Below are 23,336 nucleotides of genomic sequence, written 5' to 3' on the forward strand. Positions count from 1 at the left end.
CGGCCGCATGGCTGGCGGTGCGGGGGATCTGCGGCAACAATCAGCTGTTGCAAACACATCACAATAAGGAACGTCATATGAAGCGTATTGCCATCTTGTTCGGCCTGCTCTGCGGCAGCGTGCTGCTGGCCAATCCGGTCTTTGCCAACGACGCGGCCCAGTTGCAGTGCGAGGCGCAGGCCGCAGCCAAAAAGCTTAACGGCGCCGCCAAGACCAGCTTTGTCGGCAAGTGTGTGAAAGATGCCGCTGGCGCCGCGACCGGCGAGTGCGAGAAGGCGGCCGCCGACAAGAAGCTGGCTGGCGCCGCCAAAAACAGCTTTATCCAGAAGTGCGTGAAGACGGGCACGGCGATGGATCCGGCGGCCAAGTGCGAGAAGGCGGCGGCCGACAAGAAGCTGGCTGGCGCGGCCAAGAACAGTTTTGTCCAGAAGTGCGTGAAGGATAGCGCCGCCAAGTAAGGCGTTTTCTCATCCGGTGTGTTTGCGGGGGGCCATCAGGCCCCCCGCGCTTTTTGGGGCGCACTGATGGCGCAACGCACAAGCCTTGTATCGGGACGGCAATAGCGACACTATTGACTCCTTTTATGGATTCCGCAGAGGTGCAGCCATGACCTGTCGTGACCGGACGAGGCGTTGGCGAGCACCATTTGTGCGGGATTACGCGCGATAAGGGGGCAAAGCAGGATGATGGAAGGGACGCAATGGCGCTGGCTCAATGAACCGGCCGAGTGGCACCAGACAGACGACGGCTTGCAGGTGGTGACAGACAAGCAGACCGATTTTTGGCGCAGCACCTGGTATGGCTTCGAGCGCCACAGCGGGCATCTCTATGGCTGCGAGGTTGAAGGGGAGTTTACCTTTCAGGTCTGCGTCGAGGGGGAGTTCACCACCCTTTACGATCAGGCGGGGCTGATGCTGCTGCAAGACGACGCGCACTGGCTCAAAGCGGGGATCGAGTACAACGATGCCCAGCCGATGATCGGCAGCGTGCTCACCAATCCGCGCTCTGACTGGGCCACCGGCATTTTCACCGGCAATCCGCGCCGCTTCTGGCTGCGGCTGACCCGGTTGGCAGATTGCCTGCGTTTGCAATACTCCACCGATGGCAAGGTGTGGCCGCTGCTGCGCCTCGCCCCGTTCCCGCCAAGCGAGCGCTGCTTTATCGGGGTGATGTGCTGCACCCCGGAGCGGCAGGGGCTGGCGGTGCGCTTCTCTGACTTGCGCCTCACGCCGCCTCTGGGCAAGGCGCTGCATGACCTGAGCTAGGCCAGCGTTTGTTGGCGCAGTGAAAGCGTCAACCGGCAGAACCAACAATGTCATCGGCCCGTTGCGCCAGTAACAGGGTCTATCCAGCGGGAGGGCAGTCGTCCTCCCGCTTTTTTATGCCGGTTGCCAAGCAGGATGGCGGGTGACTGTGGCGGGCAAGCCGTAGCAAGCAACGTCGAAAAGCATGCAGCACGCAACGCAGCAGACAACAAGTTGCCAGAACTGGGATCTCGATCGGGGCAACAGGACTTTTGTCCTGCAAGGGGAGGCTGGGCGGGGGCTAGGATGCGCTCATCCACATGAGTCAAACTGGAGCACAACAACAATGACCGCTCATATCAATGCCAACCCAGGCGATTTCGCCGAGACCGTTATCATGCCGGGGGATCCGCTGCGGGCCCGCTATATCGCCGAGACCTTTCTGACCGATGCGCGCGAGGTGACCAATGTACGCAACATGCTGGGCTATACCGGCTACTACCACGGCCAGCGCATCTCTGTGATGGGCCACGGCATGGGGATCCCCTCCATGGTGCTCTATGCCCACGAGCTGGTGAACGACTTCGGGGTCAAGCGCATCATCCGTATCGGCAGTCTGGGGGCGACCCAGCGTCACGTGCAGATGCGCGACGTCATTCTGGCGCAGGCGGCGGGCACCGACTCCCCCACCAATGCCAAGCGCAGCGCTGGCTATCAGATGGCGACCTCGGCCGACTTCGCCCTGCTGCACAAGGCGTTTACCAAGGCGCAGGAGAAGGCCATTCCGGTCAAGGTGGGCAATATCTTCACCGGCGACCTCTATTACGATCCGGACGAAAACCTCATTCCGGCGCTGGAGAAGTTCGGCGTGCTCGGCATCGACATGGAGGTGGCCGGTCTCTACGGGCTTGCCCATCAGCAGGGGATCGAGGCGCTCGCCATCCTGACCGTCTCCGACCACTGCTTGACTGGTGAAGAGACTACCGCAGAGGAGCGGCAACTCTCCTTCAACCAGATGATCGAGCTGGCGCTGCATACCGCGCTGTAAGCGCAGCCGCGCCGTCAACCCTGCACGCACCCTGACCCCTATGAGAGATCCAATATGAACAATAAGCTCTCCCTCACTGCCATCAGCTTCCTGGCCAACTTCGTGATGGCCGGTTTTGCGACCCAGTTCGGCATGCTGATCGAACCTATCGCCGCCAAGTTCGGCGCCGACGTCAATCAGGTGGCCTCCATCTTCTCCCTGCTCAACGGCGGGGCGCTGGCGGGCACCATTGCCGCCTTCTTCCTCATCGAGAAGGTGGGTCTCAAGCGGATGACGCTGCTCTGCTACGGCCTGATCGCGCTGGCAGCGGCCTCGCTCCACCTGACCGGTTCCCTTTATGTGGTGATGGCGGCGATGACTGTGATTGGCCTGTGTGGCGGGGTGGGGCTCTGCATTGCGGGGACCCTGGTGGTGAGCGTCTGGAAGGCGCGGATGCAGAGCACCATGCTGGTGGTGCAGGATGCCACCTTCAACGTGGCCGGGGTGGTCTTTCCGCTCATCACCACTTACACCCTGACCCACGCCATGGCGTGGAGCTGGAGCTATCTGGCGGTAGGCGTGGTGGCGCTGGCCACCATGCTGGTGGCTGTGCTGACCAATTTTCGCAGCTGTGAGGCAGGGGGCGAGAGCGCCGGTAACGAGCACTCGGAGTGGAACCTTGGCATCATCAGTGGCGGGCTGGGACTCTTCCTCGGCATGCTGGCGCTCTACACCTTCCTCACCTGGGCGCCCATGTTCGTGAAGAACAAGTTCGGCATCCCCTTCGAGGAGGCGGGCAGCATCATCACCCAGTACTGGACGGCGGCCCTGCTCGGCGCCCTGGTGTCGACCGCTATCGTGACCCGCATTCCAATCCGCACTTTCTTGCTGGTGATCATCACCCTGGCGATGGGGATGACGGCCTTGATCGTCACCACCGACAACCTGAGCCAGCTGCCTTACCTCACCTATGGTTACGGCTTTGTCTGCGCCGCGCTCTACAACGCCTTTATCGCCTACGGGGTGTCGTTTGTGCGCCAGGCATCGAGCAAGAACGTCTCCTATATCCTCATCAGCGGCAGCGCGGGGGCCATGTTCAGCCCGGCCATCAGTGCCCTGCTGGAGCAGGTGATCGGCTTGCAGGCGGTGATGTACGCCATCCCGCTGATCTACGGCCTGATCCTCACCATGCTGGTGGCCTCGCTGCGGATGGCCCGGCCCCAGCCCTGTCTGGCCTGAGTTGGGGAGTGAATAACAAGAGGGGCGGTATCGACCGCCCTTTTTTTATTTTGTGTTGGGCTGGGTGGTTATGGCTGTGCTCTTTTGCCCAAGGCTGCGCCTGCTTTGCTTACGGTTGTTCGAGAAACCCCTTGAGCCCCGCCAGATCGCGGATCTGCAATCCTTGCTCGCCGCGCTCCACCAATCCCTTGTCCATCAGCTCCTTCACCGCCCGTCGGTAGACGCGGTCAGTGGTACCGAAACGTTCCGCCTCCTGATACCCTTTGCGAAAGCCGCTCACCGGATTGTCATGACAGTGGCTGTGGTAGAGGTCGAGGGCAATGTTGTAGCTGATGGGGTAGAGCATGCGGCAGGTGAAGATATCCACAGTGTCCTGATAGTCGATGGCAATGGCGGTAGCAAAAAAGAGTGCCACCTTGGGGTGGGCGACCAGCGCCTGCTCCAGCTGCTCGCCGTCGATGCGGGCCACCTCGAGGGGCTCCTCGGCCATGATGTCGAGCTGGCAGCGATAGCCGGTGAAGAACTCCATCTCGCCAAACAGCTGGTTATCGCACTCCAGGGTGCCGAGCTGAAAGCGGCGACCGTTCATGGCGGTGTGGCCCATGGCGATGCGGCCGCTCGGCACCAGCACCAGATCCCGCAACGGCTCCCCCTGGCGCATCAGGGGCTCCCCCTCGGAAATAAGGCGCCGCTCCGTGATGCAGGATTCGACCACCTGTTTGATCAGATCGTGGCTGGCCTGCCAGTGGGGCTGAAAGCGGCCCTTGAGAAGGGGTTTGAGTTGCATAAAGTGCGCGCGCCTGCTGAAAACAAACGGCTATTACACACGCTTGCGGGCGGATACTCCAGCCCTTAAACCCGCTCGGCTGTCCGGGCCTCAAGCTGGTTGAGGCTGGCGAGCGCGGTGCGCAGGCGGGCCAGCCCTCTATGGATATGGTAGAGGCAGTCATCCATGCAGAGTTAAACCCGCTCGGCTGCCCGGGTCTCACGCTGGTTGAGGCTGGCGAGTGCGGTGCGCAGGCGGGCCAGCCCTATGGGCTTGTAGAGGCAATCATCCATGCCGGCGGCCAGACAGAGTGCCCGCTCGCGGGGCAGGGCATGGGCGGTGAAGCCCCAGATCGGCAGTTCATGGCCACGGGCGCGGATGCGGCGAGTCAGCTCGAAACCGTCCATCAGCGGCATCTGGCAGTCGGTAATGACCAGATCGAAGGGGTGGCTCTGGATGGCCCGCAGCGCCTCGACCCCGTTGCCGCGCACGCTCACCTCGTGACCCAGGTGCTTGAGCTGCTGGCGCAGCAGGATCTGGTTGGCGTGGTTGTCATCCACCACCAGGATCTGCAGCTGCGCCGCGTCACTCGGCACCGGGGATCTGACCCCGTCGTCGTGTCGGGGCGAGGGCGGCTGCACGGCGGCATCGTCCATCGGAGTCAGCGGCAGGCGGATCCTGAGTTCTGTGCCCACCCCGAGCTGGCTGCTGACCTCTATTTTGCCCCCCATCATCTGGCACAGGATCCGCGCAATGTTGAGGCCAAGGCCTGTGCCCGCGTACTGATAAGGATCGTGGGCGCGATAGAAAGGGTTGAACAGCAGGGGCAGTTTGTCGGGCGCTATGCCCACGCCGCTGTCGGCTATGGTGAGCTGCAGCAGGGGGCGAGTGGCATTACCGCCCAGGGTGGCCCTGAGGCTCACCTCTCCCCGTTCGGTGAACTTGATGGCGTTGCCGAGCAGATTGAAGATGATCTGGCGCAGCCGCAGCGGATCGATCAGCACCCGCGGCAGGGCGTCCAGGGTGACGAGGTAACTCAGCCCCTTCTGCTCGGCCATGCCCCTGAATACCTGGGCCACGGATTGCAGCAGCGGCGTCAGCTCGCAGGGGGTGGGGGCGAGCGTCATCTGGCCCGACTCTATGCTGGAGATATCGAGCACGTCACCGATGAGATCCAGCAGACCGTTGGCGGACTCGGAGGCGATGCGCAGCTGCTCGCTGGTGTGGGGCGCGAGCGCCGGATCCTGAATGGCGAGCTCCAGCATGCCGAGAATGGCGTTCATGGGGGTGCGGATCTCGTGGCTCATGGTGGCGAGAAAATCGCTCTTGGCCCGGCTGGCGTTGTCGGCCTGCTCTTTGGCGTGGCGCAGCGCCTCCTCCATGGTCTTGCGCTCTGTGATGTCGATCCAGCCGTTGATCACCCCGCTGATGGCACCCTGGCCGTCGAAGTAGGGCACCATCCAGTGATAGACGAACTGGCGTCGCTCCGTGTTGCTGAAGATGCGATCCGAGAGGATGGGGCTGCCGCTGTGCAGCGCCTGCTGGAAATCCTGCTCCAGCGCGGCGATGGCATCGGCATTGATGTGCCCCCGCAGCCCCTCGACGAAGGACTTGCCCAGCACCTGCTCCAGCCGGGCGTCCAGGATGGCCAGGTACTTGCTGTTGCAGAGGATCACCTTGCCGCCCGTGTCTCGCACCACTATGGGGTGAGGCAGGCTCTCCCCCAGCGCCTCGATGAAACGCACATGTTCCTCCAGCTGGCGGCGGGAGGCCTGCTCCGATTGCGCCAGCCGGTTGAGCATGCGGTTGCGGTAAAACAGCAGCAAGGCCAGGCCGAACAGGGCCGCAAACAGCAGGTAGAAGTAGTGGGCGTTGCGCTCCATGAAAGTGGGCGCCGGCAGTTTCCGGTTGCGCCACTCGTAGCTCATCATGGCCAGCTCGTTGGGGGAGATGGAGAGTATGGTCTTGTCGATGATGCGCATCAGCATGTCGTGGCCCGGCATGCTGGCAAAGCCCATCTTGATGGGCATGCTGTCGGCGGGCCCGGCGATGCGGATCCTGGCCAGCCGGCCGCAGTCCACCGCGTTCTGGGCAAAGTAGAGCGGCACTATGGCGGCATCGAGCTGGCCACTGTCAACGGCCCGCATCGCCTCGTCCGCGCTCTCCATGAAGCTTACCTTGCTGGCTGTCAGGCCCCTGGCTATGGGGTTGTAGTAAGTCGAGCCTACCCGTTTGCCCGCCAGTTCCCCCAGGGTGCCATGCAACTCATCCCCCTTGCGCGCAACTATCACATAGATGTCGTCGGTGGAGTAGGGGATGGAGGTGTGCAGCCGGTAGCTCTCGGCCACCGGCTTGGATATGGCGCCGATGAGATCGAGCTCGCCATTGCGCAGGGCGTCGTTGCGGGCCTGCTCCGAGTGAAATGACACAAATTCGAACGTCAGGCCGGAGCGCTTGCTCAGCTTGGCCAGCATGTCCACCGACATGCCGGTGAGCTGGTTGTCGTAATCCCGCACGCCATAGGGATAGAGATCGTCCACCAGCCACACCTTGACAGGTCTGGCCCTGGCCAGCCAGGCCAGCTCGGCGGCGTCATAGATGTCGGCCGGGTTGTCGACTATGTCGCGGATGGGCCCGTTCCACTGGCTGAAAATGAGGCTGCGGGTCACGTCGTTGACCTCTTGCAGTGTGTGGTTGAGCAGGGCCAGCAGGTGAGGGCTGCGCGCCGAGACCGCGAAGCGAAAGCCGTCCGGTGCCAGGCTGGGTTGTGCCTCGCGGCGCTGCATGAGTTTGTCGAAGCGCTCGCTGTTGAGGTAGTGCATGGAGTGGATGTCGCTCAGCAGCAGCTGATCCCGCCCGAAGAAGACGGCATCGAAGGCCGCCACGTTGGAGGGGTAGCTGACCAGGGTGAGCTCAGGGTAGTAGCGTTTGAACTCGGCCGGATCGACGTACCCCTGCACTGTGGCGACGCGCTGGCCCGGCAGCAGCAGGGGCCCGGACTCAGATTTGAGGGCCGAGAAGATGGGGGTATTGCTGAAGTAGCGCTGGCTGAGGGCGATGCCGGTCTGCTGGCGCTTGCTCAGGCTGAGGTTGCCGAGGTTGACCATGTCGAGCTTGCCCGCCCGCAAGGCTGCCAGTGCGCTCTGCTTGTCATCGAATGCCTGCAGCACGAGCGGCTTTTGCAGCGTCCTGGCCACTATGTTCAGGTAGTCGGCGGAGATCCCCTCGAAGCGGCTGTCCGAGACTATCATGGCGAACGGGCGATAGTCGTGGCGCAGCACGCCGACCCGCAGCGCCTTGACTTGCCTGAGCCAGTGCTGCTCGGCCGGCACTTGGGAGGCGTAGCTGCTCTGTATGTAGTGGCGGCTGTGCAGGGTCAGTGCCTGCAGCGGCAGGGAGATCAGCAGGCCGAGGAGGATCAGGGATCTTGTAAGCTTCATCATGCTACCTGGGTTGCGACAACCATCCCTGCCTGTCAGAAAACGCCCGAAAGGGGCGATTCTACCGCAAAGTCCCGCGCCATGAGTCCCTATTTACCGGTTTGTCAGTGCTCGAACCATGAAAAAAGGCGGGACAGGCCCGCCATATCGACTTGATTTGCACGGCGTCAGCCGAAACGGTAGGAGCCCATGTAGAGGCTGCCGCCGTCCCAGCTGTCATGCAGCTTGAGGGGCTTGTCCTGGCCGGCGGCGCCCAGCGCCACAAACAGCGGGCGCAGGTGATCGTCGTGCGGGTGGGATTCCACCGCCCCCGGCGCGCGCGCCCGGTAATCCTCCAGCGCGGGCCTGTCACCCTCGCTCATGGTCTGCTCCAGCCAGTTGACGAAGGCGCTTGCCCAGCCGGGCACGGGCGAGTTTTCCGGCCCGAGCGCCCGCAGGTTGTGGGTGATGGCGCCGGAGGCCAGTATGCCTATCCCCTGCTCGCGCAGGCTCTGCAGCGCCTCGCCCAGTTGCCACAGCTGGTTCGGGCTGAAACTGGCCGGGATGGAGATCTGCACCAGTGGGACGCGGCTGGCCGGATCCATCAGGGAGAGCGGCGACCAGACGCCGTGGTCCAGTTCGCGGCGGACCGGCGTGGCCGGCAAGCCCGCCAGCATCAGCTGATCGCCCACTGTCTCCTGCAGCCACTGCGGGCTCTGCGCCGGCCAGCGGATCTGGTAGAGCGGCTCCGGAAAACCGTAGAAGTCATACATGAGCGCCGGGCTGGGCTCGACGTTGATCTGCAGCTCGGTGCGGCTGAACCAGTGGGCCGAGATCACCACCAGCCCCTTGATGTCGCCAAGAGACAGGCTTTTCAGGAAGTGGGTCGCCGGCTGGTCGCGCAGAACCAGATCCGGGGCACCGTGAGAGATGAACCATACAGGGGCGATAGACATGACAAGACTCCATATAAGCTGTGTCGGTACGCGCGGCGCACCAGAAACCCGGGTCAGGGCGCGGCGCCACTGACGATGAGCTCATTATCTGCCCAGGATTGATGGTTAACAATCCAGTGTCATGTATAAGCACTGTTCACCATTGGTTGATAGTTGTGGCGAAAATCGGGGGATTGCTCCCATAAACGACAAGGCCAGCGCATGGCGCTGGCCTTGTCTGATTATCACGGCATCAGGTATTGCTGAATGCCCGGCAGCACCATGTCGAAATCCGGGCGGATAGTGAGCGGGATGCGGCCATAGGCCAGCTTATTGAATGCCCAGCAATTCCACATCGAAGATCAGCACGGATCCCGGCGGTATCTTGCCTGCGGCACGGTCACCATAGGCCAGGTTGGCGGGGATGTAGAAGCGGGTCTTCTCCCCTTCCACCATCAGCTGTACCCCTTCGGTCCAGCCAGCTATCACCTGATTGAGGCCAAACTCGATGGGCTCGCCACGGGCGACCGAGCTGTCGAACACTGTGCCGTCCAGCAACTTGCCCTCGTAGTGCACCTTCACCTTGCTGGTGGCGGTGGGGTGAACCGTGCCGGTGCCCGGAGTCAGCACCTCGTACTGCAGGCCGGAGGCCGTGGTGGTCACCAGAGGCTTGTCTTTGTTGCTGGCCAGGAACTCGGCGCCCTTGCGCACATTTTCCACGGCTTGTTTTTTGTTATTGCTGCTCGAGTAGAAGTAGTAGGCGACACCGGCAACCAGCAGCGCGATCAGAATGAATTTCATCAGTTTTTCCTTAAATGCAATGAAGGCGGCATCTTATCCCAGTCGGGGAGGGAGGGCGAGTCGGGACGCAGGAGGATGTGACGGGGCAGACAGACGACGAGGGGGCCAGGATCCTGCCCCCTCGTCTGATGATGGCGGATTACTTCGCCGCCACCATCATCAGGGCGGGCAGGGCGAAGAAGAGGCCCGCCACATAACCCAGCGCCAGCAGCTTGTTCTCGCTGCCCACCCGTGCCAGCGCCTCGGCAGCCCGGATGGGTAACTCGCGCAGGAAGGGCACGCCATAGATGAGTGCCACGGCGAACAGGTTGAACAGCACGTGCACCAGGGCTATGGTCAGCGCCAGCTTGGCGCCGGCGCCGCTGATGGCGGTGGCCGCCAGCAGGGCCGTGATAGTGGTGCCGATATTGGCGCCCAGGGTGAAGGGATAGAGCTGACGAGTGTTGAACAGGCCGCTCCCCGCCAGCGGTATCATCAGGCTGGTGGTGGTGGAGGAGGACTGCACCATGACGGTGACCAGGGTGCCGGAGGCGATGCCGGTCAGCGGACCACGGCCCAGTGCCTTGTGCAGCAGGTCACGGGCACGCCCCACCAGCACTCGTTGCAGTACCTTGCCGAGCCAGGTGACGCAACCCAGGATCAGCAGTATGCCGATGACGATGGTGGCGATGGCGGCGCCCTTGCCCGGCAGGAAGGCGACCAGGCTGTCGATGAAGGTGAGGGCGGGGGAGATGAGGGGCTTCATGAAATCCATCCCCTGCATCGATATGTCGGCGGAGCCCACCAGCAGGTTGGCCAGGGCTTCGGCGCTCTTTTGCAGCAGGCCGAACATCAGCTCCAGCGGCAGGAAGATGAACACCGCCAGCAGGTTGAAGAAGTCGTGGACGGTGGCGGCGGCGAAGGCGCGGCGAAACTCGGCCCTGTCCCGGATATGGCCCATGGAGACAATGGTGTTGGTGATGGTGGTGCCGAGGTTGGCCCCCATCACCATGGGGATGGCCATGCCGATGGGCAGGCCGCCCGCCACCAGACCGACGATCACCGAGGTGACAGTGCTGGACGATTGCACCAGCGCCGTGGCCAGTATGCCGAGCAGCAGGGCGACAAAGGGATTGTTTGCGAAGGCGAAGATCTGGGCCGCGCCCTCGGCGCCGCCGGAGAAGCCCTTGAAGCCGTGGGAGACGGCGCCAACGGCCACCAGGATCAGGTAGATCAGCGTGATCACAGCGAGCCAGTTGAACAGTGGGCCGGTGCGACGGGTCTGCTGTTGTGCGAAAGATGGGGTGCTGTGCATATGGCCTCTTGGGTCGTTCTGCGTTGAATTGGACGGGCGCATTAGACCAAGGCTCCATGACAGAAATATGACAAAGTGACACTTTTATGATGGTTTGATGACATGGCGGCGGGGGCCGTTTGCGGGGTCAAGAGGGGCGTGGCACCGCCCATGGCGGACAACCGGTGTCGGAGCCGGAGCCGATTTTGGCCCGTTTGGCGGCTCGCGGGTCCATGCACTTGCACCTGGGAGTCAGGGTTATATGCTGCGCTCCTTTCCTTCCCTCAACGAGAGTGATGTTGTTATGCGAGCATGGGTACTGTGTCTTTCCCTGGGTCTGCTGTCTGCCGGTGCGCAGGCTAGCGTGTTCAAGTCCGAGTGCAACCTCGACAAGGCCGCCAAGAACGAGGCGCTCAATGCGACCCTGGGCGTCAAGGGCAACTGCGACACCGACAAGCTGGTGCGCCAGCAGAAAGAGAAAGCCAAGGCGGAAGTGAAGAAGAGCACCACTGACGTGATGGACAAGAAGACTGCCGGCCTCAAAGAGGGCAAGAGCGATGTGAAGGCGACCCAGCACAAGGTCAACCAGGCCGGGCAGCAGCTCAAGCAGACCCAGCAGGATGTGAAGGCGGTGGCCAAGGATCCGCTCAAGGCGGCCGCCACCGCCGTGATCAACCAGGGTTGATCAGCCGGCCCGCTGCGGGCATGGCAGGTTAGCGCTGGCTGGGTACAAAACAAGAAGGGGAGCCATGGCTCCCCTTCTGCTTTTTGCGGTGTGGCGCGGCCCCTTATTGGGAGTCGGCAGTCTCTTCGTACTGACGGAAGGGAATGCGGAACACGGCGAGGCGCAGGAACAGGTAGGTGACCCCGAGACCCGCCCAGATGAGGCCCAGCTCCAGGGAGCTCTGCTCCAGGTTGATCCAGAGCGCCCCGATAGTGGCGGCGCCGAGCAGCGGCAGCAGCAGATAGAGCAGGTGATCCTTGATGCTCTTGTTGCGCTTCTCGCGTACCCAGAACTGGCCTATGACCGACAGGTTGACGAAGGTGAAGGCCACCAGGGCACCGAAGTTCACCAGCGCCAGCGCGGTATCCAGATCGAACGACACGGCGGAGAGGGCTAGACCGCCCACCATCAGCACGTTGATGGCCGGAGTCCGGTATTTCGGGTGGATATAGCCAAACACCCGCTCCGGGATCATGCGATCGCGCCCCATCACGTAGAGGATGCGGGACACGCCTGCGTGCGCCGCCATGCCGGAGGCCAGCACAGCCACAGTGGTGCACACCAGCACCACGCTCTGGAAGAAGGCGCCACCGACGTAGAGGGCGATCTCGGGCAGCACGGCATCGGGCTCCTTGAAGCGGGCCAGATCCGGGAAGTAGAGCTGCAGGCAGTAGGAGACCACCACGAAGATGATGCCGCCAATGAGGGCTGTCAGCACGATGGCACGCGGTATCACCTTGCCGGCGTTCGGGGTCTCTTCACTGAGCGAGCTCAGACCGTCGAAGCCGAGGAAGGAGAAGCAGAGGATGGTCGCACCGGTAAACAGCGGCACCACGCTGGCGGATTCGAAGTGGAACGGCCGGCTGCTCATCAGGGTTGCCGCGCCTTCGCCGTGATAGATGCCCCAGCCCATCAGACCGATGAAAAGGGTGATGATGGCCAGCTGGATCACCACGATCAGGCCATTGAAGTTGGCCACCAGGTTGATACCGCGCAGGTTGAGGAAGGTCATCACTGTCACCAGACCGAAGATGAAGACCCAGGGATCGACACCCGGGAACATGGCAGTCAGGTAGATCTTGGCCAAGAGGATGTTGATCATCGGCATGAACATGTAGTCGAGCAGGGAGGACCAGCCCACCATGAAACCGATGTAGGGGTTGAACACCTTCTGGGCATAGGTATAGGCAGAGCCCGCAGAGGGGAACTTGCGCACCAGATGGCCGTAGCTGAACGCGGTCAGCAGTATGCCGCCCAGCGCCAGCAGATAGGCGGTGGCGACCCGCCCCTCGGTGATGTCACCGACGATGGCGAAGGTATCGAACACGGCCATGGGGGTCAGATAGGCGAGGCCCATCACCACCACCTGCCACATGCTGAGGGTTTTCTTCAGACGAACGGGTTGCTGGCTCATTCAGGCTTCCTCCTTGCACGGATGGCAGGAAGTGGAATGGCTTGAGGCCATGGGACCGGGTTCTCGCGTACTCACAACATCGGTATGCAAACCACAGACGTTGGTCGCGTGGCGACCAAAGCAGGTTCCGGTGGCGACCGGAGACAAAGCAAACAAGAGCCCCATGTTTTTCCTCATTGCGGCATTAGGTTCATCTGAACCTTGATATCATTTCCGGAAGTTGTCCGGCCTCGAGTGGTAATAAAATTTTTCAAAATGAAAAATAACCGATGTGGGATCACATCGGTTATGAAAGCGGCGGGATTTTGCCCCAGATGGGGGGGGAAGACAAGCCACTAAAGGCATTCCGGGCAAGAGAATTATCAATGACCTGTTTTATATCAATAAATGGCGCCGTCACCCGTGCGGGGAAGATCGGCGCCAGCCCAGTGTTGGCAAGGCTTTCAGCTCAATAGGTTGGCAAGGATACGCGCCAGAAGGTGGTGCGCAAAAACAGATAAATTCCCCCTATGGCAGCCCAGATAAGGCCGAGGATAAGGGAGGTTTGTTCCAGATTGAACCAGAGAACCGCGACAGTCCCTGCCCCGCACAGGGGCAGCACCAGATATTGCAGGTGATCCCTGAGGGTTTTGTTGCGCCCCTGACGCACGTAATAGCAGGCGATCACCGACAGATTGACCACGGTAAAGGCTACCAGGGCGCCGAAGTTGATCAGGGCCAGGGCGATTTCCAGATCGAAGCTGATGGCCGACAGCGCCAGCAGGCCCACCAGCAATATGTTGAACACCGGGGTCTGCCACTTGGGGTGTATGTAGCCGAAGGTGCGCTGGGGCAGCACCTTGTCCCGCCCCATCACGTAGAGGATGCGGGATACCCCGGCGTGGGAGGAGAGCCCGGAGGCCAGCACGGCCACGCAAGCGCACACCAGCACCACGCTCTGGAACAGCTTGCCACCCACGTAGAGGGCGATCTCCGGCAGCACGGCATCCGGCTCCTTGAAGCGGGAAGCATCCGGGAAGTAGAGCTGCAGGGCATAGGCCACCACCACGAAGATGAGGCCTCCCAGCAGCGCGGTCAGGAAGATGGCCTTGGGGATCACCTTGCCCGCCTCCGGCGTCTCTTCGCACAGGGCGCTCAGGCTGTCGAATCCCAGAAAAGAGAAACAGAGGATGGTGGCGCCGGTCAGCAGCGGCAGCACCTCGGCGTTGGCGCTGTAGACGGGTTGCAGGCTGACGGCACCGACCCCTTCACCCTGGGCTATGCCATAGCCAATCAGGGCCAGGAACACCACTATGATGGCGATCTGGATCAGTATGATGATGCCGTTGAGGTTGGCCACCAGATCGATGCCGCGCAGGTTGATGAGGGTCATCAGGGCCGTCATGGCGCAGATGAAGATCCAGGGCTCGACGCCGGGGAAGAGGGCGCTTAGATAGATCTTGGCGAGCAGCATGTTGATCATCGGCAGGAAGACATAGTCCAGCAGGGACGACCAGCCCACCATGAAGCCCAACACGGGGGAGAATTCCTTCTGGGCATAGGTGTAGGCCGAACCCGCCGAGGGGTAGTGACGCACCATCTGGCTGTAGCTGGTGGCGGTAAAGAGCACGCCCACCAGGGCCAGCAGGTAGGCGGTAGTCACATGGCCTTGAGTGATGTCGGTGACGATGCCAAAGGTATCGAACACCACCATGGGGGTCATGTAGGCCAATCCCATCACCACCACTTGCCACAGGGTGAGGGTTTGCTTCAATCGAGCCGGGCGTGGAGCCATTGGCCTATCTCCTTGAATTCGGTGCAGGTTTCCCGCGCAGCGGGCAGGCGCAGGATCCGTGACAGTGGCTTCGGCCTTGGAGGGAGCCCAGCGCGCCTGTCATCATTTTTTGGGGCGGGGATGATACCGTATGAGCAGGCCGTCCGCGATGGGCGGCCTGCGGTTATCTGACGGTATTTTTCGCACCGACCGGCAAAACGGCGCGGATCTAGCCTTGACTGGCGGCCGTGAGAGCCTGTTCCAGCAGACCCAGCCCTTCCTCGATCAAGGCCGGGGCGGCGGTGAGGGGCGCCAGGAAGCGGATGACGTTGGCCCGCACGCCGCAGGAGAGCAGCACAAGCCCGCGTTTGCCTGCCTCGGCCACCAGCCGTTTGGTGAGATCCGGATCGGGTTGGCTGGCATCGCGTCCCTTGACCAGCTCCATGGCCACCATGGCGCCGGGGCCGCGGATGTCGCCGATGCAGTCGAAGCGTTCCGCCAGCTGGTGTAGGCGTGCCTTGATCTGCTCACCCTGAGTCAGGGCCTGCTGGTTGAGCCGCTCCTCCTCGATTACCTCCAGCACCGCCAGGGCGGCGGCGCAGGCGATGGGCGAGCCCGCATAGGTGCCCCCCAGACCGCCCGGCTTGGCGGCGTTCATGATGGCCGCCTTGCCCACCACGGCCGACAGCGGGAAGCCGCCGGCCAGGCTCTTGGCGAGCGTCATGATGTCCGGCTCTATGCCGCTGTACTCGGTGGCAAAGGTCTTGCCGGTGCGACAGAAACCGCTCTGGATCTCGTCGCAGATGAGCACTATGCCGTGCTGATCGCACAGCTTGCGCAGGCTTTGCATGAAACTTGGGGAGGCGGCATAGAAGCCACCCTCACCCTGCACGGGTTCGAGAATGATGGCCGCGACCCGGGCCGGCTCTATGTCCGAGCTAAAGCAGAGATCCAGCGCCGCCAGGGCGTCGGCTTCGCTCACCCCCAGATAATCGCTCGGGAAGGGCAGGTGATAGACCTCCCCCGGGAAGGGGCCGAAGCCGGTCTTGTAGGGCACCACCTTGCCGGTCAGCGCCATCCCCATCATGGTGCGGCCGTGAAAGCCCCCCTTGAAGGCGATGGTGCCGCTGCGACCCGTGTGGGCGCGGGCTATCTTGATGGCGTTCTCCACCGCCTCGGCGCCGGTGGAGAGAAACAGGGTGCGTTTTGGCGTAGGGCCGGGCACCAAGGCGTTGAGCTTCTCGGCAAGCTCGATATAGCCGGGGTAGGGGGTGACCTGGAAGCAGGTGTGGCTGAATTTTTCGAGCTGTTCACGCACTGCCGCCACCACTTTGGGGTGGTTGTGGCCCGTGTTGAGCACGGCGATGCCGGAGGCAAAGTCGATGTAGCGGTTGCCCTCCACGTCCCATAGCTCGGCGTTGAGAGCCTTGTCGATAAACACTGGCAGCAGGGTGCCGACGCCGTTGACCACGGCCGCTTCACGGCGGGCCTGCCAGGCCTGGTTGTTGTCTGCATGGCTATCTGAATGACTCATCTTTCCTCCCTGAGAGGCCTTGGCCCCTGTCTCAATGTGGCGAGCCTCCCCGGCGGGGAGCACTCACTTCGTCCTTGTCTTGCTGTCTGTCTGCGCTGGCACTATCCCGCCCTGTCAGGGCGGGCCCGGTTTGCTCTCCCCTCGGGAAGGGGGAGGCCGGGAGGGGGCCGGTATAAAACCGACCCTAGCGAATGCCGCCAAAGCAGAGATATTTGGTTTCCAGATACTCTTCCAGCCCCTCGGCCGCCCCTTCGCGGCCCAGACCCGACTCCTTGATGCCGCCAAAGGGGGCCAGCTCGGTGGAGATGATCCCCTCGTTGATGCCCACCATGCCGTATTCCAGCTGTTCGGCTACCCGCCACACCCTGGCGATATCCCGGCCATAGAAGTAGGCGGCCAGCCCGTAGGGGGTGTCGTTGGCGATGGCGATGGCCTCGGCTTCGGTGTCGAAACGTACCAGCGGAGCGACCGGGCCGAAGATCTCCTCCTGCAAAATGGGGTTGGTTTTATCGACATTGCCCAAAATGGTGGGCTGGTAGAACAGCGGGCCGGCGGGATGCGGCTCGCCGCCCACCAGCACCTTGGCGCCGGCGGCTTCGGCCTGCTTGACCAGCTCGGCCACCTTGCTGGCCGCGGCGGGGTTGATCAGCGGGCCTATCTGGGTGCCCTCGCTCATGCCATCCCCCACCTTGAAGCCCTGCACGGCGGCAGTCAGCTTCTCGGCGAAGGCATCGTAGACACCGGCCTGCACCAGGATACGGTTGGCGCAGACGCAAGTCTGGCCCGCGTTGCGGTACTTGGAGGCGAGCGCCCCGGCGATGGCGGCGTCGAGATCGGCATCGTCAAACACGATGAAGGGGGCGTTGCCACCCAGCTCCAGCGACAGCTTCTTCATGGTGTCGGCGCACTGGCGCATCAGCAGCTTGCCGATGCGGGTCGAGCCGGTGAAGGAGAGCTTGCGCACAGCCTTGTTGTTGCACAGCTCGTTGCCCACCGCTGACGAGTGATGGGTAGTAACGATATTGATAACGCCAGCCGGAATGCCGGCCGCTTCCGCCAGCGCAGCCAGCGCCAGTGCGCACAGCGGAGTCTCGGCGGCAGGTTTGATGACGATGGTGCAACCGGCTGCCAGTGCCGGTCCCGCCTTGCGGGTGATCATGGCGATGGGGAAGTTCCATGGCGTGATGGCGGCGACCACCCCCACCGGCTGCTTGATGGTGGCCAGACGCCTGTCGCTGGAAAAACCCGGAATGGTGCGGCCATAGGCGCGCTTGCCCTCTTCTGCGAACCACTGGATAAAGCTGGCGCCGTAAGCCACTTCCCCCTTGGCCTCGGCCAGCGGCTTGCCCTGCTCGCAGGTCATGATGCGAGCCAGCTCGTCTTGATTGGCCATGATGAGTTCAAACCAGGCGTAGAGTTTGTTGCTGCGCTCCTTGGCCGTGAGGGCGGCCCAGGGCGCTTGCGCCGCACTGGCGGCCTCGATGGCGCGGCGGGTGTCCACCTCGTCCATGTCGGGTACTTGGGTGATGAGCTGGCCATTGGCCGGATTGAGTACCTCGAAGTGGCGTCCGCTATGCGCCTCGCACCAGCGACCATCTATATAGGCAAGGGACTTGATCAAGGAGAGAGCGGGTTGTGATGCTGACATAGAAGGAAGCCTCGATTGTGGGTCAGGGTGGCCAAGGGATCCTGTGCTGCCACCGTATAGAATAATAAGCACAGAAAGACCATAAATTGAGCTGAAATGTTTTTCAAGTGTTAAATATATTTGAGTAAACGGGGCGCTGCATGCTAGAAATGGAGCTGTTAGGGCGATTTTACCGGTTTTTGTGGGATTGGGTGTGCAAAATAATGAACGGCATGTACCGTGCAGGATAACGAACAGGTCCGGTAATGTGACTCGCTATTTTAACCGGTTGCGCCCTCGAACCGATCCGCAAGCACACTCGACAGGCACACAAGCAGATAGATACGCAAGTCGGCAGGCACACAAGGAGGTGGGCGATGCAGCAACTACAAGGAGAGGCAAGGTGGCAGACCATGACGGATAACCCGCTGATGGGCAAGAGCATGGGGGAGCGCCTTGCCGCCACCCGCCGTCGTCTCGGGCTCTCCCAGCGACGAGTCGCCGAGCTGAGCGGGTTGACCCATGGCGCCATCTGCATGATAGAGCAGGACAAGGTGAGCCCGTCGGTGGCCTCCCTGCAAAAATTGCTCAACGTCTATGAGCTGCCGCTGTCGCGCTTCTTCGCCGAGGAGGAGGGACGCACGCCGAGCGTGGTGATCAAGGCCGATCAGCTGATCGAGCTGGGCAGTCAGGGGGTTTCCATGAAGCTGGTGCACAACGGCAACAACCGTCGCCAGCTCGGCTTCATGCTGGAGACCTATGCCCCCGGCACCGACACCGGCGGTCAGGTCAAGCATCTGGGGGAGGAGGTCGGAACCGTGCTGGAAGGGGCCGTGACCCTGACGGTGGCCGGCCAGGCCTATCAACTCAGTGCCGGGGACAGCTACGTGATCGACACGGGCGAGCCCCACAGTTTCAGCAATCCGTCGGGGCAGGTCTGCCGCATCGTCAGCGCCCATACCCCGGCCAACTTCTAGTGTTGAGACTATGTCTCGTTTGGGAAAAGAACCGGTAAGGAAACAGGATCATGACCGAGCATGTAAACAGTTACTACGCAGCCAGTGCCAATCAACACGCCCCCTATCCGACATTGACCGAGCAGCTTGAGTGCGATGTCTGCGTCATAGGCGCGGGTTACACCGGCCTCTCCAGCGCGCTGCATCTGGTGGAAAAGGGCTATTCGGTGGTGGTGCTGGAGGCGGCCCGGGTGGGCTTTGGCGCCAGCGGTCGCAACGGCGGCCAGATCGTCAACTCCTACAGCCGCGACATCGACACCATAGAAGCGAACTGCCCGCCGGATCAGGCCAGGCTGCTCGGCTCCATGTTGTTTGAAGGGGGCCAGATCATTCGCGATCGTATCCAGCGCTACAACATCCAGTGCGACCTGCAGGAGGGCGGGGTCTTTGCCGCCGAGACGGCGCGCCAGCTGCATGAGCTCAAGGCCCAGCAGGCCCGTTGGCAGAAGTGGGGCAACGACAAGCTGGAGTTGCTCGACGGGGACGGGATCCGCGAGGTGGTAGCGAGTGATCGCTACGTCGGCGGCCTGCTCGACAAGAGCGGCGGCCATATCCATCCCCTCAACCTGGCGCTGGGAGAGGCGGAAGCCATCCGCATGCAGGGCGGCAGGATCTTCGAGCAATCCGCCGTCACCAGCATCACCCCGGGCCAGCCCGCCCTGGTCAAGACCGCCAAGGGGGCGGTAAAGGCGCGCTTCGTGGTGGTGGCCGGCAACGCCTATCTTGGCAACCTGGTGCCCGAGCTCGCCGGCAAGAGCATGCCCTGCGGCACTCAGGTGGTCGCCACCGAGGTGCTGGGGGAGGAGCGGGCTCGTTCCCTGTTGCCGCAAAACTACTGCCTGGAAGATTGCAACTACCTGCTCGACTACTACCGCACCTCGGGCGATCACCGGCTGCTCTACGGCGGCGGCGTTGTCTATGGCGCGCGGGATCCGGCGGATATCGAACGGCTGATCATCCCCAAGATGCTCAAAACCTTCCCGCAGCTGGCGGATGTCAAGGTGGAATACACCTGGACCGGCAACTTCCTGCTGACCCTGTCGCGCCTGCCGCAGTTTGGCCGCATCGGCCCCAACATCTATTACATGCAGGGTTACAGCGGCCACGGCGTTACCTGCACCCATCTGGCGGGCAAGCTGCTCTCCGAGGTACTGAGCGGTCAGGCTGAGCGGTTCGATGCCTTCGCCAAGCTGCCGCACTACCCCTTCCCAGGTGGTCGCCTGTTCCGCATTCCCTTCACCGCCGCCGGCGCCGCCTGGTATACCCTGCGTGACCGCTTGGGGGTGTAAGCGCTGCCTGTTCTGCCGCAACTTATTGGTGTGGGCAGAAGTCAGAAACGACAAGGCCACCGAACGGTGGCCAGGGAATGAATGGTATCACACTGAAATAAAAGGATTTATTTCTTACGTTGTCCACACAATGACCACATCGAGAAACTAGAATGAAAAAAGCCTCAGTTATCGCTGGGGCTTTTTGTTAGGCAGACGTGCCTGTGAAGTAAAGGATCAACGATGCGATGAAGAAAACAATGACGAAGATGAATGTTCCAACTACCCAGAGCCTGACATACCAAGGCACAGGTCTTAGCACTGGTCGGCCCAGAAGAAGGTCATGTCCGTACCCCATAAATCGATTTATCTGATGGCCGGCATAAGGTGATAGATGCTCTGGGCGGGGATGCCAGTACTTATCGATCTTAGTGGTAATGATGCCTGCGGCCATCGCGCACAAGAGCATAATAAAAACCAGTGCACCGAATAAAATCAACAGTGCGGCGGCGATAAACTTCATTTGAGTACATTCTCCACACTTTTATACAGCCCATCTCCCAGTGATTCCGTTGCGGACCCTGTTACATCAGATATAAAATTTCCTCCCAAATATCCCCCGGTAAGACCAGCACCAACAGCAATCACGGCAGCCACTGGTGCGCTTAATGTGACCCCCAAAACCAGCGCAATCCCTCCCGCCACAGTAACTGCCGCTCTAGCTGAGTTTATTGCCGCCCATGTGCCACCATAAAAGCCTCCGACTACTCGACCAGTTTGCTTCGAGGCTACTTTGACTGTTTCTCTCATGTCTCCTTGTCGATATGCCTCACGGGTCAGCCCTATCCCCATTACGCTATCGAGAACAACACTCACATAGCCAACTCGCTGCGCTCCCTTTACCGCTATGGCTATATTTTTCAGCCTGGCGCCTAACGCAGGGATCTCCCCTTTAGTGGATACAGTCCGCCAGTTGTGTGTAATGGACTTGGTTGATAATCCTAATCTGTGTTTGAGCTTGGGATAGTCCGGCAAGTTCACGCGGGACATGGTGAATCGCTCGACTGCATTGTTTAACTTGGCAAGATGGGTCTTTCTTCCCTGATAAAATTCAGGTGAAAAACTCCCACCTTGTGCGGCGTTGGTGTGAGAAACATAGAAGAGGTTTAGATCGTCAATGGCCTTGTAGAGGTCACCAAACCGCTGGCCAAGAGCGGTAGATATTCCCCCCACAACAGCAGATGGCAGCCCCGTATCGTGATTTACCGCCAAGTCTAAGACATCGACGTACTGATAGACCGTGGCCGCCTCGGCCGGCGTTAGTTGTTGGATCCCTTCGCTGGCTTCTTTGGCTTGAAGTTTGAGTAAGATCAGCCGGTCTTTCTCCGCCAGGGTCTTGGGGTTGTTGGCCAGGATCACAAGCTCGCCTGGCAGCACCATGTCTTGCAGGTGCTCGTTGTTGCGCTCAAACATCGACTGCTGCTGAAAGTTGGCATCTGGGCCGTACAGCTTTTTGTAGATGGCCGCTTTGCTCTGGTGGAATTCGTTCCAGTAGTACCCCACATCAAACTCTTCAACCTCCGGCCCCTGGGTCGCTGGCATCAACTTGCTCAAGGTGGGTTCGGGTTCTGGCTTGGGGGCGGGCCTGGGTGAGTGGCCAAAGCCGCTGGATGGGGTCTGCTTGGCTTCGTAGGCTTCCTCCACTGTGCGACGAAATTCGTCATCACCCGTAACCTGCAGTTTGCCGTCCACCAGTTTCACGCAGCTATCGCGATCCCCTGCTCGGCCTACCGTGACGCGGCTGCCGTCTCTGGAGCTGCCCTTGTCTGGGCCTTGTATCCTGACGAAGTCGTCGAGATTCAATTCGCTGATGTTTTTGGCCGCCATGCTTTCCCCCGGCTAGTCTCTGCTCTTTTTGTGAGCGGGCAGTCTGCCACAGGTTCGGATGAGAACAAAACCTAAGTCGGCCGATTGCGGCCGGTGTCTTGGGGCGGGTATGATGCCGCGCTGCTCGGTGATGCCCAGTTCATGCGGCGCCATTCCCTGGCCTTGTTTTGGTCACGCCAACAGCAGAAACCCCAGCTACAGCTGGGGTTTCTTCCTTTCGTGGGGTGTCGTGCTCCTGAAATGTGGATCCTTAATGCTTCATTCGTGAAATTCTGGATCCTTTCCAAAACTGCCCGCCATACCTTGTCCTATAAGGCTTTCCCATTCTTCCCTCGTGGTCGCACCAGATCCACCACGCCACTCTTGATCCTCACGAAAAGTACCCGCTATTTGTTTATCCTCAATGACTTACCTTTTTCCTTGCCGCGATCTTGCGTGATCGTTTTCTCAAAAAACGATCACAAAATGTATTTTTGTGAAATTCTGAATTCCCCGCAAGAGCCCAGTCACAGCGCGGGTTAGACGATGGATTTACACCATTTTATTTGTGCAAAAAACGCCACATTTTTAGCGCGAAGGTGGGGGGGGAGGAGTGCGGATTCCGTGAGCGGCGCGTTTCCGCCGCCGCGCCTGGGCTACGGGGCCAGGGATTGGCCACAAAAAAGCGACGCATGTGCGTCGCTGTGGTGTACGAGTGATGGTCGGCGGGTTACTGGCCGGCACCCCATCCCATTTTCTTGAACGCCTTGGCGGCGATGGCCAGCAGCTCATCACTGCTTGCCTCGGGCAGCATGGGGCGTGCCGGGGTCTCTACTGTCCATCTGTTCTTCCTGGTCTCGCCGGTGCTCGTCCGGATGATGATGGCGGCTCGTTGCACGCTGACATGTTCCCGTATCCACTTGAGGGAGGGCTTGCGGTAGCGACGACGAGCACCCCGGTCTGACAGCACCTTATACCCCAGTGCACGCAGGCGCTGCGCTTGGCTACGGGTACAAGGGCTATCCGTTGGCTTGAAGGGCTCCTTCTTCTTGCCCTTCTCTGATGTCCTCGGCTTCGCGGATTTGGGTGGCGCGGCGGTGAACGGCTGTGACATGCCCTGGTGTTGCTGGTTGGCTATCATCCCCGCAAAGCGAGAGTCGAAGTCGATGGTGGCCGCGTCCTCGGTACCGCGAGCGCGCAGGCGCTTGGACAGGCCTGTGAGCCGCTTGTGCTTGCGCTTGCTCTTTGTGGGTGCCCACTTTGAACCATCGGGGGCTTTACCTGCCCGGATGCGCTGGCGGTTCACCTTGACCACCTCCCGGCCTATCTGCTGGGTGATGCGCCGGCGCTTGGCTGGCGGCAGAGAGGCCGCGTCCAGGCGCTCCAGCAGGCTGAGCATTGTGCCCTGATTAATGGTGAGTGAGATCATC

The 23,336-nt window shown here is 61.3% G+C and carries 19 protein-coding genes; 7 read left to right on the forward strand and 12 right to left on the reverse strand.

Features of this window, described 5'->3' with window-relative positions; translation table 11 throughout:
• The first annotated feature begins 77 nt into the window (after positions 1 to 77).
• The 4 genes from BN1128_RS17410 (at position 78) to tsgA (ending at position 3,510) form a co-directional block, all read left to right on the forward strand.
• Positions 78 to 458 carry a hypothetical protein gene (locus BN1128_RS17410; protein ID WP_042871048.1) on the forward strand — a complete coding sequence of 127 codons (381 nt, stop codon included), beginning with the start codon at positions 78 to 80 and terminating at the stop codon, positions 456 to 458.
• 225 nt (positions 459 to 683) lie between these two features.
• Positions 684 to 1,265 carry a DUF1349 domain-containing protein gene (locus BN1128_RS17415; protein WP_042871050.1) on the forward strand — a complete coding sequence of 194 codons (582 nt, stop codon included), beginning with the start codon at positions 684 to 686 and terminating at the stop codon, positions 1,263 to 1,265.
• A gap of 325 nt (positions 1,266 to 1,590) precedes the next feature.
• The gene (gene deoD, locus BN1128_RS17420; protein WP_016351488.1) at positions 1,591 to 2,292 is read left to right on the forward strand and encodes a purine-nucleoside phosphorylase; all 702 of its coding nucleotides are present in this window, start codon (positions 1,591 to 1,593) and stop codon (positions 2,290 to 2,292) included.
• Positions 2,293 to 2,346: 54 nt separating this feature from the next.
• Entirely contained in the window at positions 2,347 to 3,510 is a 1,164-nt protein-coding gene (tsgA, locus tag BN1128_RS17425) for an MFS transporter TsgA (protein WP_042871052.1), read from the forward strand.
• A 109-nt stretch (positions 3,511 to 3,619) separates the two neighbouring features.
• Here the strand turns inward: tsgA and BN1128_RS17430 are convergent, their stop codons facing one another.
• The 5 genes from BN1128_RS17430 to BN1128_RS17450 all read right to left on the reverse strand — a co-directional run bounded on the left by BN1128_RS17430 (position 3,620) and on the right by BN1128_RS17450 (position 10,725).
• Entirely contained in the window at positions 3,620 to 4,297 is a 678-nt protein-coding gene (locus tag BN1128_RS17430; protein ID WP_042871055.1) for a Crp/Fnr family transcriptional regulator, read from the reverse strand.
• 173 nt (positions 4,298 to 4,470) lie between these two features.
• Positions 4,471 to 7,716 carry a response regulator gene (locus tag BN1128_RS17435; protein WP_042871057.1) on the reverse strand — a complete coding sequence of 1,082 codons (3,246 nt, stop codon included), beginning with the start codon at positions 7,714 to 7,716 and terminating at the stop codon, positions 4,471 to 4,473.
• Between the two features lie 167 nt (positions 7,717 to 7,883).
• Positions 7,884 to 8,651, reverse strand: a complete 768-nt coding sequence (locus BN1128_RS17440; RefSeq protein WP_042871059.1) for a DODA-type extradiol aromatic ring-opening family dioxygenase — start codon at positions 8,649 to 8,651, stop codon at positions 7,884 to 7,886.
• Positions 8,652 to 8,960: 309 nt separating this feature from the next.
• Positions 8,961 to 9,431, reverse strand: coding sequence for a BamJ family beta-barrel-assembly machinery protein (locus BN1128_RS17445; RefSeq protein WP_042871060.1), 471 nt, complete (start codon positions 9,429 to 9,431; stop codon positions 8,961 to 8,963).
• A 139-nt stretch (positions 9,432 to 9,570) separates the two neighbouring features.
• Positions 9,571 to 10,725 (reverse strand): sodium:phosphate symporter, encoded by a 1,155-nt coding sequence (locus BN1128_RS17450; RefSeq protein ID WP_042871062.1) that lies wholly within the window; start codon positions 10,723 to 10,725, stop codon positions 9,571 to 9,573.
• Between the two features lie 283 nt (positions 10,726 to 11,008).
• On the opposite strand from BN1128_RS17450, the gene BN1128_RS17455 reads away from it, so the two are divergent.
• Positions 11,009 to 11,389: a hypothetical protein gene (locus tag BN1128_RS17455; RefSeq protein ID WP_042871064.1), complete on the forward strand. Its 381-nt coding sequence runs from the start codon at positions 11,009 to 11,011 to the stop codon at positions 11,387 to 11,389.
• Between the two features lie 103 nt (positions 11,390 to 11,492).
• Here BN1128_RS17455 and BN1128_RS17460 read toward each other — a convergent pair whose 3' ends face one another.
• The 4 genes from BN1128_RS17460 to BN1128_RS17480 all read right to left on the reverse strand — a co-directional run bounded on the left by BN1128_RS17460 (position 11,493) and on the right by BN1128_RS17480 (position 17,777).
• The gene (locus tag BN1128_RS17460) at positions 11,493 to 12,842 is read right to left on the reverse strand and encodes an APC family permease (RefSeq protein ID WP_042871066.1); all 1,350 of its coding nucleotides are present in this window, start codon (positions 12,840 to 12,842) and stop codon (positions 11,493 to 11,495) included.
• A 448-nt stretch (positions 12,843 to 13,290) separates the two neighbouring features.
• Complete coding sequence (locus tag BN1128_RS17470; RefSeq protein WP_042871069.1) at positions 13,291 to 14,616, reverse strand: APC family permease; 1,326 nt, start codon at positions 14,614 to 14,616, stop codon at positions 13,291 to 13,293.
• Between the two features lie 208 nt (positions 14,617 to 14,824).
• Positions 14,825 to 16,129 carry a 4-aminobutyrate--2-oxoglutarate transaminase gene (gabT, locus tag BN1128_RS17475; RefSeq protein WP_042871070.1) on the reverse strand — a complete coding sequence of 435 codons (1,305 nt, stop codon included), beginning with the start codon at positions 16,127 to 16,129 and terminating at the stop codon, positions 14,825 to 14,827.
• A gap of 184 nt (positions 16,130 to 16,313) precedes the next feature.
• Positions 16,314 to 17,777: an NAD-dependent succinate-semialdehyde dehydrogenase gene (locus BN1128_RS17480; RefSeq protein ID WP_042871071.1), complete on the reverse strand. Its 1,464-nt coding sequence runs from the start codon at positions 17,775 to 17,777 to the stop codon at positions 16,314 to 16,316.
• A 356-nt stretch (positions 17,778 to 18,133) separates the two neighbouring features.
• Here BN1128_RS17480 and puuR point away from each other — a divergent pair, with 356 nt between their 5' ends.
• Complete coding sequence (puuR, locus tag BN1128_RS17485) at positions 18,134 to 18,733, forward strand: HTH-type transcriptional regulator PuuR (RefSeq protein WP_042871072.1); 600 nt, start codon at positions 18,134 to 18,136, stop codon at positions 18,731 to 18,733.
• Positions 18,734 to 18,783: 50 nt separating this feature from the next.
• Positions 18,784 to 20,061 carry an NAD(P)/FAD-dependent oxidoreductase gene (locus BN1128_RS17490; RefSeq protein ID WP_042871073.1) on the forward strand — a complete coding sequence of 426 codons (1,278 nt, stop codon included), beginning with the start codon at positions 18,784 to 18,786 and terminating at the stop codon, positions 20,059 to 20,061.
• A gap of 187 nt (positions 20,062 to 20,248) precedes the next feature.
• Here BN1128_RS17490 and BN1128_RS17495 read toward each other — a convergent pair whose 3' ends face one another.
• The 3 genes from BN1128_RS17495 to BN1128_RS17505 form a co-directional block, all read right to left on the reverse strand.
• Positions 20,249 to 20,563, reverse strand: coding sequence for a hypothetical protein (locus tag BN1128_RS17495; RefSeq protein ID WP_042871074.1), 315 nt, complete (start codon positions 20,561 to 20,563; stop codon positions 20,249 to 20,251).
• Positions 20,560 to 21,927 carry a hypothetical protein gene (locus BN1128_RS17500; RefSeq protein ID WP_052445534.1) on the reverse strand — a complete coding sequence of 456 codons (1,368 nt, stop codon included), beginning with the start codon at positions 21,925 to 21,927 and terminating at the stop codon, positions 20,560 to 20,562. The genes BN1128_RS17495 and BN1128_RS17500 overlap by 4 nt, the downstream gene beginning before the upstream one ends.
• 709 nt (positions 21,928 to 22,636) lie before the next feature.
• The gene (locus tag BN1128_RS17505; protein WP_042871076.1) at positions 22,637 to 23,335 is read right to left on the reverse strand and encodes a phage virion morphogenesis protein; all 699 of its coding nucleotides are present in this window, start codon (positions 23,333 to 23,335) and stop codon (positions 22,637 to 22,639) included.
• Between the last annotated feature and the right edge of the window lies 1 nt (position 23,336).

The sequence above is a fragment of the Aeromonas piscicola genome, assembly GCF_000820005.1.
In the GTDB taxonomy this organism is placed as follows: domain Bacteria; phylum Pseudomonadota; class Gammaproteobacteria; order Enterobacterales; family Aeromonadaceae; genus Aeromonas; species Aeromonas piscicola.

Excerpts from the sequence above, each read along its gene's own strand:
- BN1128_RS17415 (WP_042871050.1), top strand. The coding sequence starts at position 684 with ATGATGGAAGGGACGCAATGGCGCTGGCTCAATGAACCGGCCGAGTGG.
- BN1128_RS17495 (WP_042871074.1), bottom strand. The coding sequence starts at position 20,563 with ATGAAGTTTATCGCCGCCGCACTGTTGATTTTATTCGGTGCACTGGTT.
- BN1128_RS17450 (WP_042871062.1), bottom strand. The coding sequence starts at position 10,725 with ATGCACAGCACCCCATCTTTCGCACAACAGCAGACCCGTCGCACCGGC.
- BN1128_RS17480 (WP_042871071.1), bottom strand. The coding sequence starts at position 17,777 with ATGTCAGCATCACAACCCGCTCTCTCCTTGATCAAGTCCCTTGCCTAT.
- BN1128_RS17490 (WP_042871073.1), top strand. The coding sequence starts at position 18,784 with ATGACCGAGCATGTAAACAGTTACTACGCAGCCAGTGCCAATCAACAC.
- gabT (WP_042871070.1), bottom strand. The coding sequence starts at position 16,129 with ATGAGTCATTCAGATAGCCATGCAGACAACAACCAGGCCTGGCAGGCC.
- BN1128_RS17435 (WP_042871057.1), bottom strand. The coding sequence starts at position 7,716 with ATGAAGCTTACAAGATCCCTGATCCTCCTCGGCCTGCTGATCTCCCTG.
- BN1128_RS17410 (WP_042871048.1), top strand. The coding sequence starts at position 78 with ATGAAGCGTATTGCCATCTTGTTCGGCCTGCTCTGCGGCAGCGTGCTG.
- BN1128_RS17500 (WP_052445534.1), bottom strand. The coding sequence starts at position 21,927 with ATGGCGGCCAAAAACATCAGCGAATTGAATCTCGACGACTTCGTCAGG.
- BN1128_RS17440 (WP_042871059.1), bottom strand. The coding sequence starts at position 8,651 with ATGTCTATCGCCCCTGTATGGTTCATCTCTCACGGTGCCCCGGATCTG.
- tsgA (WP_042871052.1), top strand. The coding sequence starts at position 2,347 with ATGAACAATAAGCTCTCCCTCACTGCCATCAGCTTCCTGGCCAACTTC.
- BN1128_RS17430 (WP_042871055.1), bottom strand. The coding sequence starts at position 4,297 with ATGCAACTCAAACCCCTTCTCAAGGGCCGCTTTCAGCCCCACTGGCAG.
- BN1128_RS17505 (WP_042871076.1), bottom strand. The coding sequence starts at position 23,335 with ATGATCTCACTCACCATTAATCAGGGCACAATGCTCAGCCTGCTGGAG.
- BN1128_RS17460 (WP_042871066.1), bottom strand. The coding sequence starts at position 12,842 with ATGAGCCAGCAACCCGTTCGTCTGAAGAAAACCCTCAGCATGTGGCAG.
- BN1128_RS17455 (WP_042871064.1), top strand. The coding sequence starts at position 11,009 with ATGCGAGCATGGGTACTGTGTCTTTCCCTGGGTCTGCTGTCTGCCGGT.
- puuR (WP_042871072.1), top strand. The coding sequence starts at position 18,134 with ATGCAGCAACTACAAGGAGAGGCAAGGTGGCAGACCATGACGGATAAC.
- deoD (WP_016351488.1), top strand. The coding sequence starts at position 1,591 with ATGACCGCTCATATCAATGCCAACCCAGGCGATTTCGCCGAGACCGTT.
- BN1128_RS17445 (WP_042871060.1), bottom strand. The coding sequence starts at position 9,431 with ATGAAATTCATTCTGATCGCGCTGCTGGTTGCCGGTGTCGCCTACTAC.
- BN1128_RS17470 (WP_042871069.1), bottom strand. The coding sequence starts at position 14,616 with ATGGCTCCACGCCCGGCTCGATTGAAGCAAACCCTCACCCTGTGGCAA.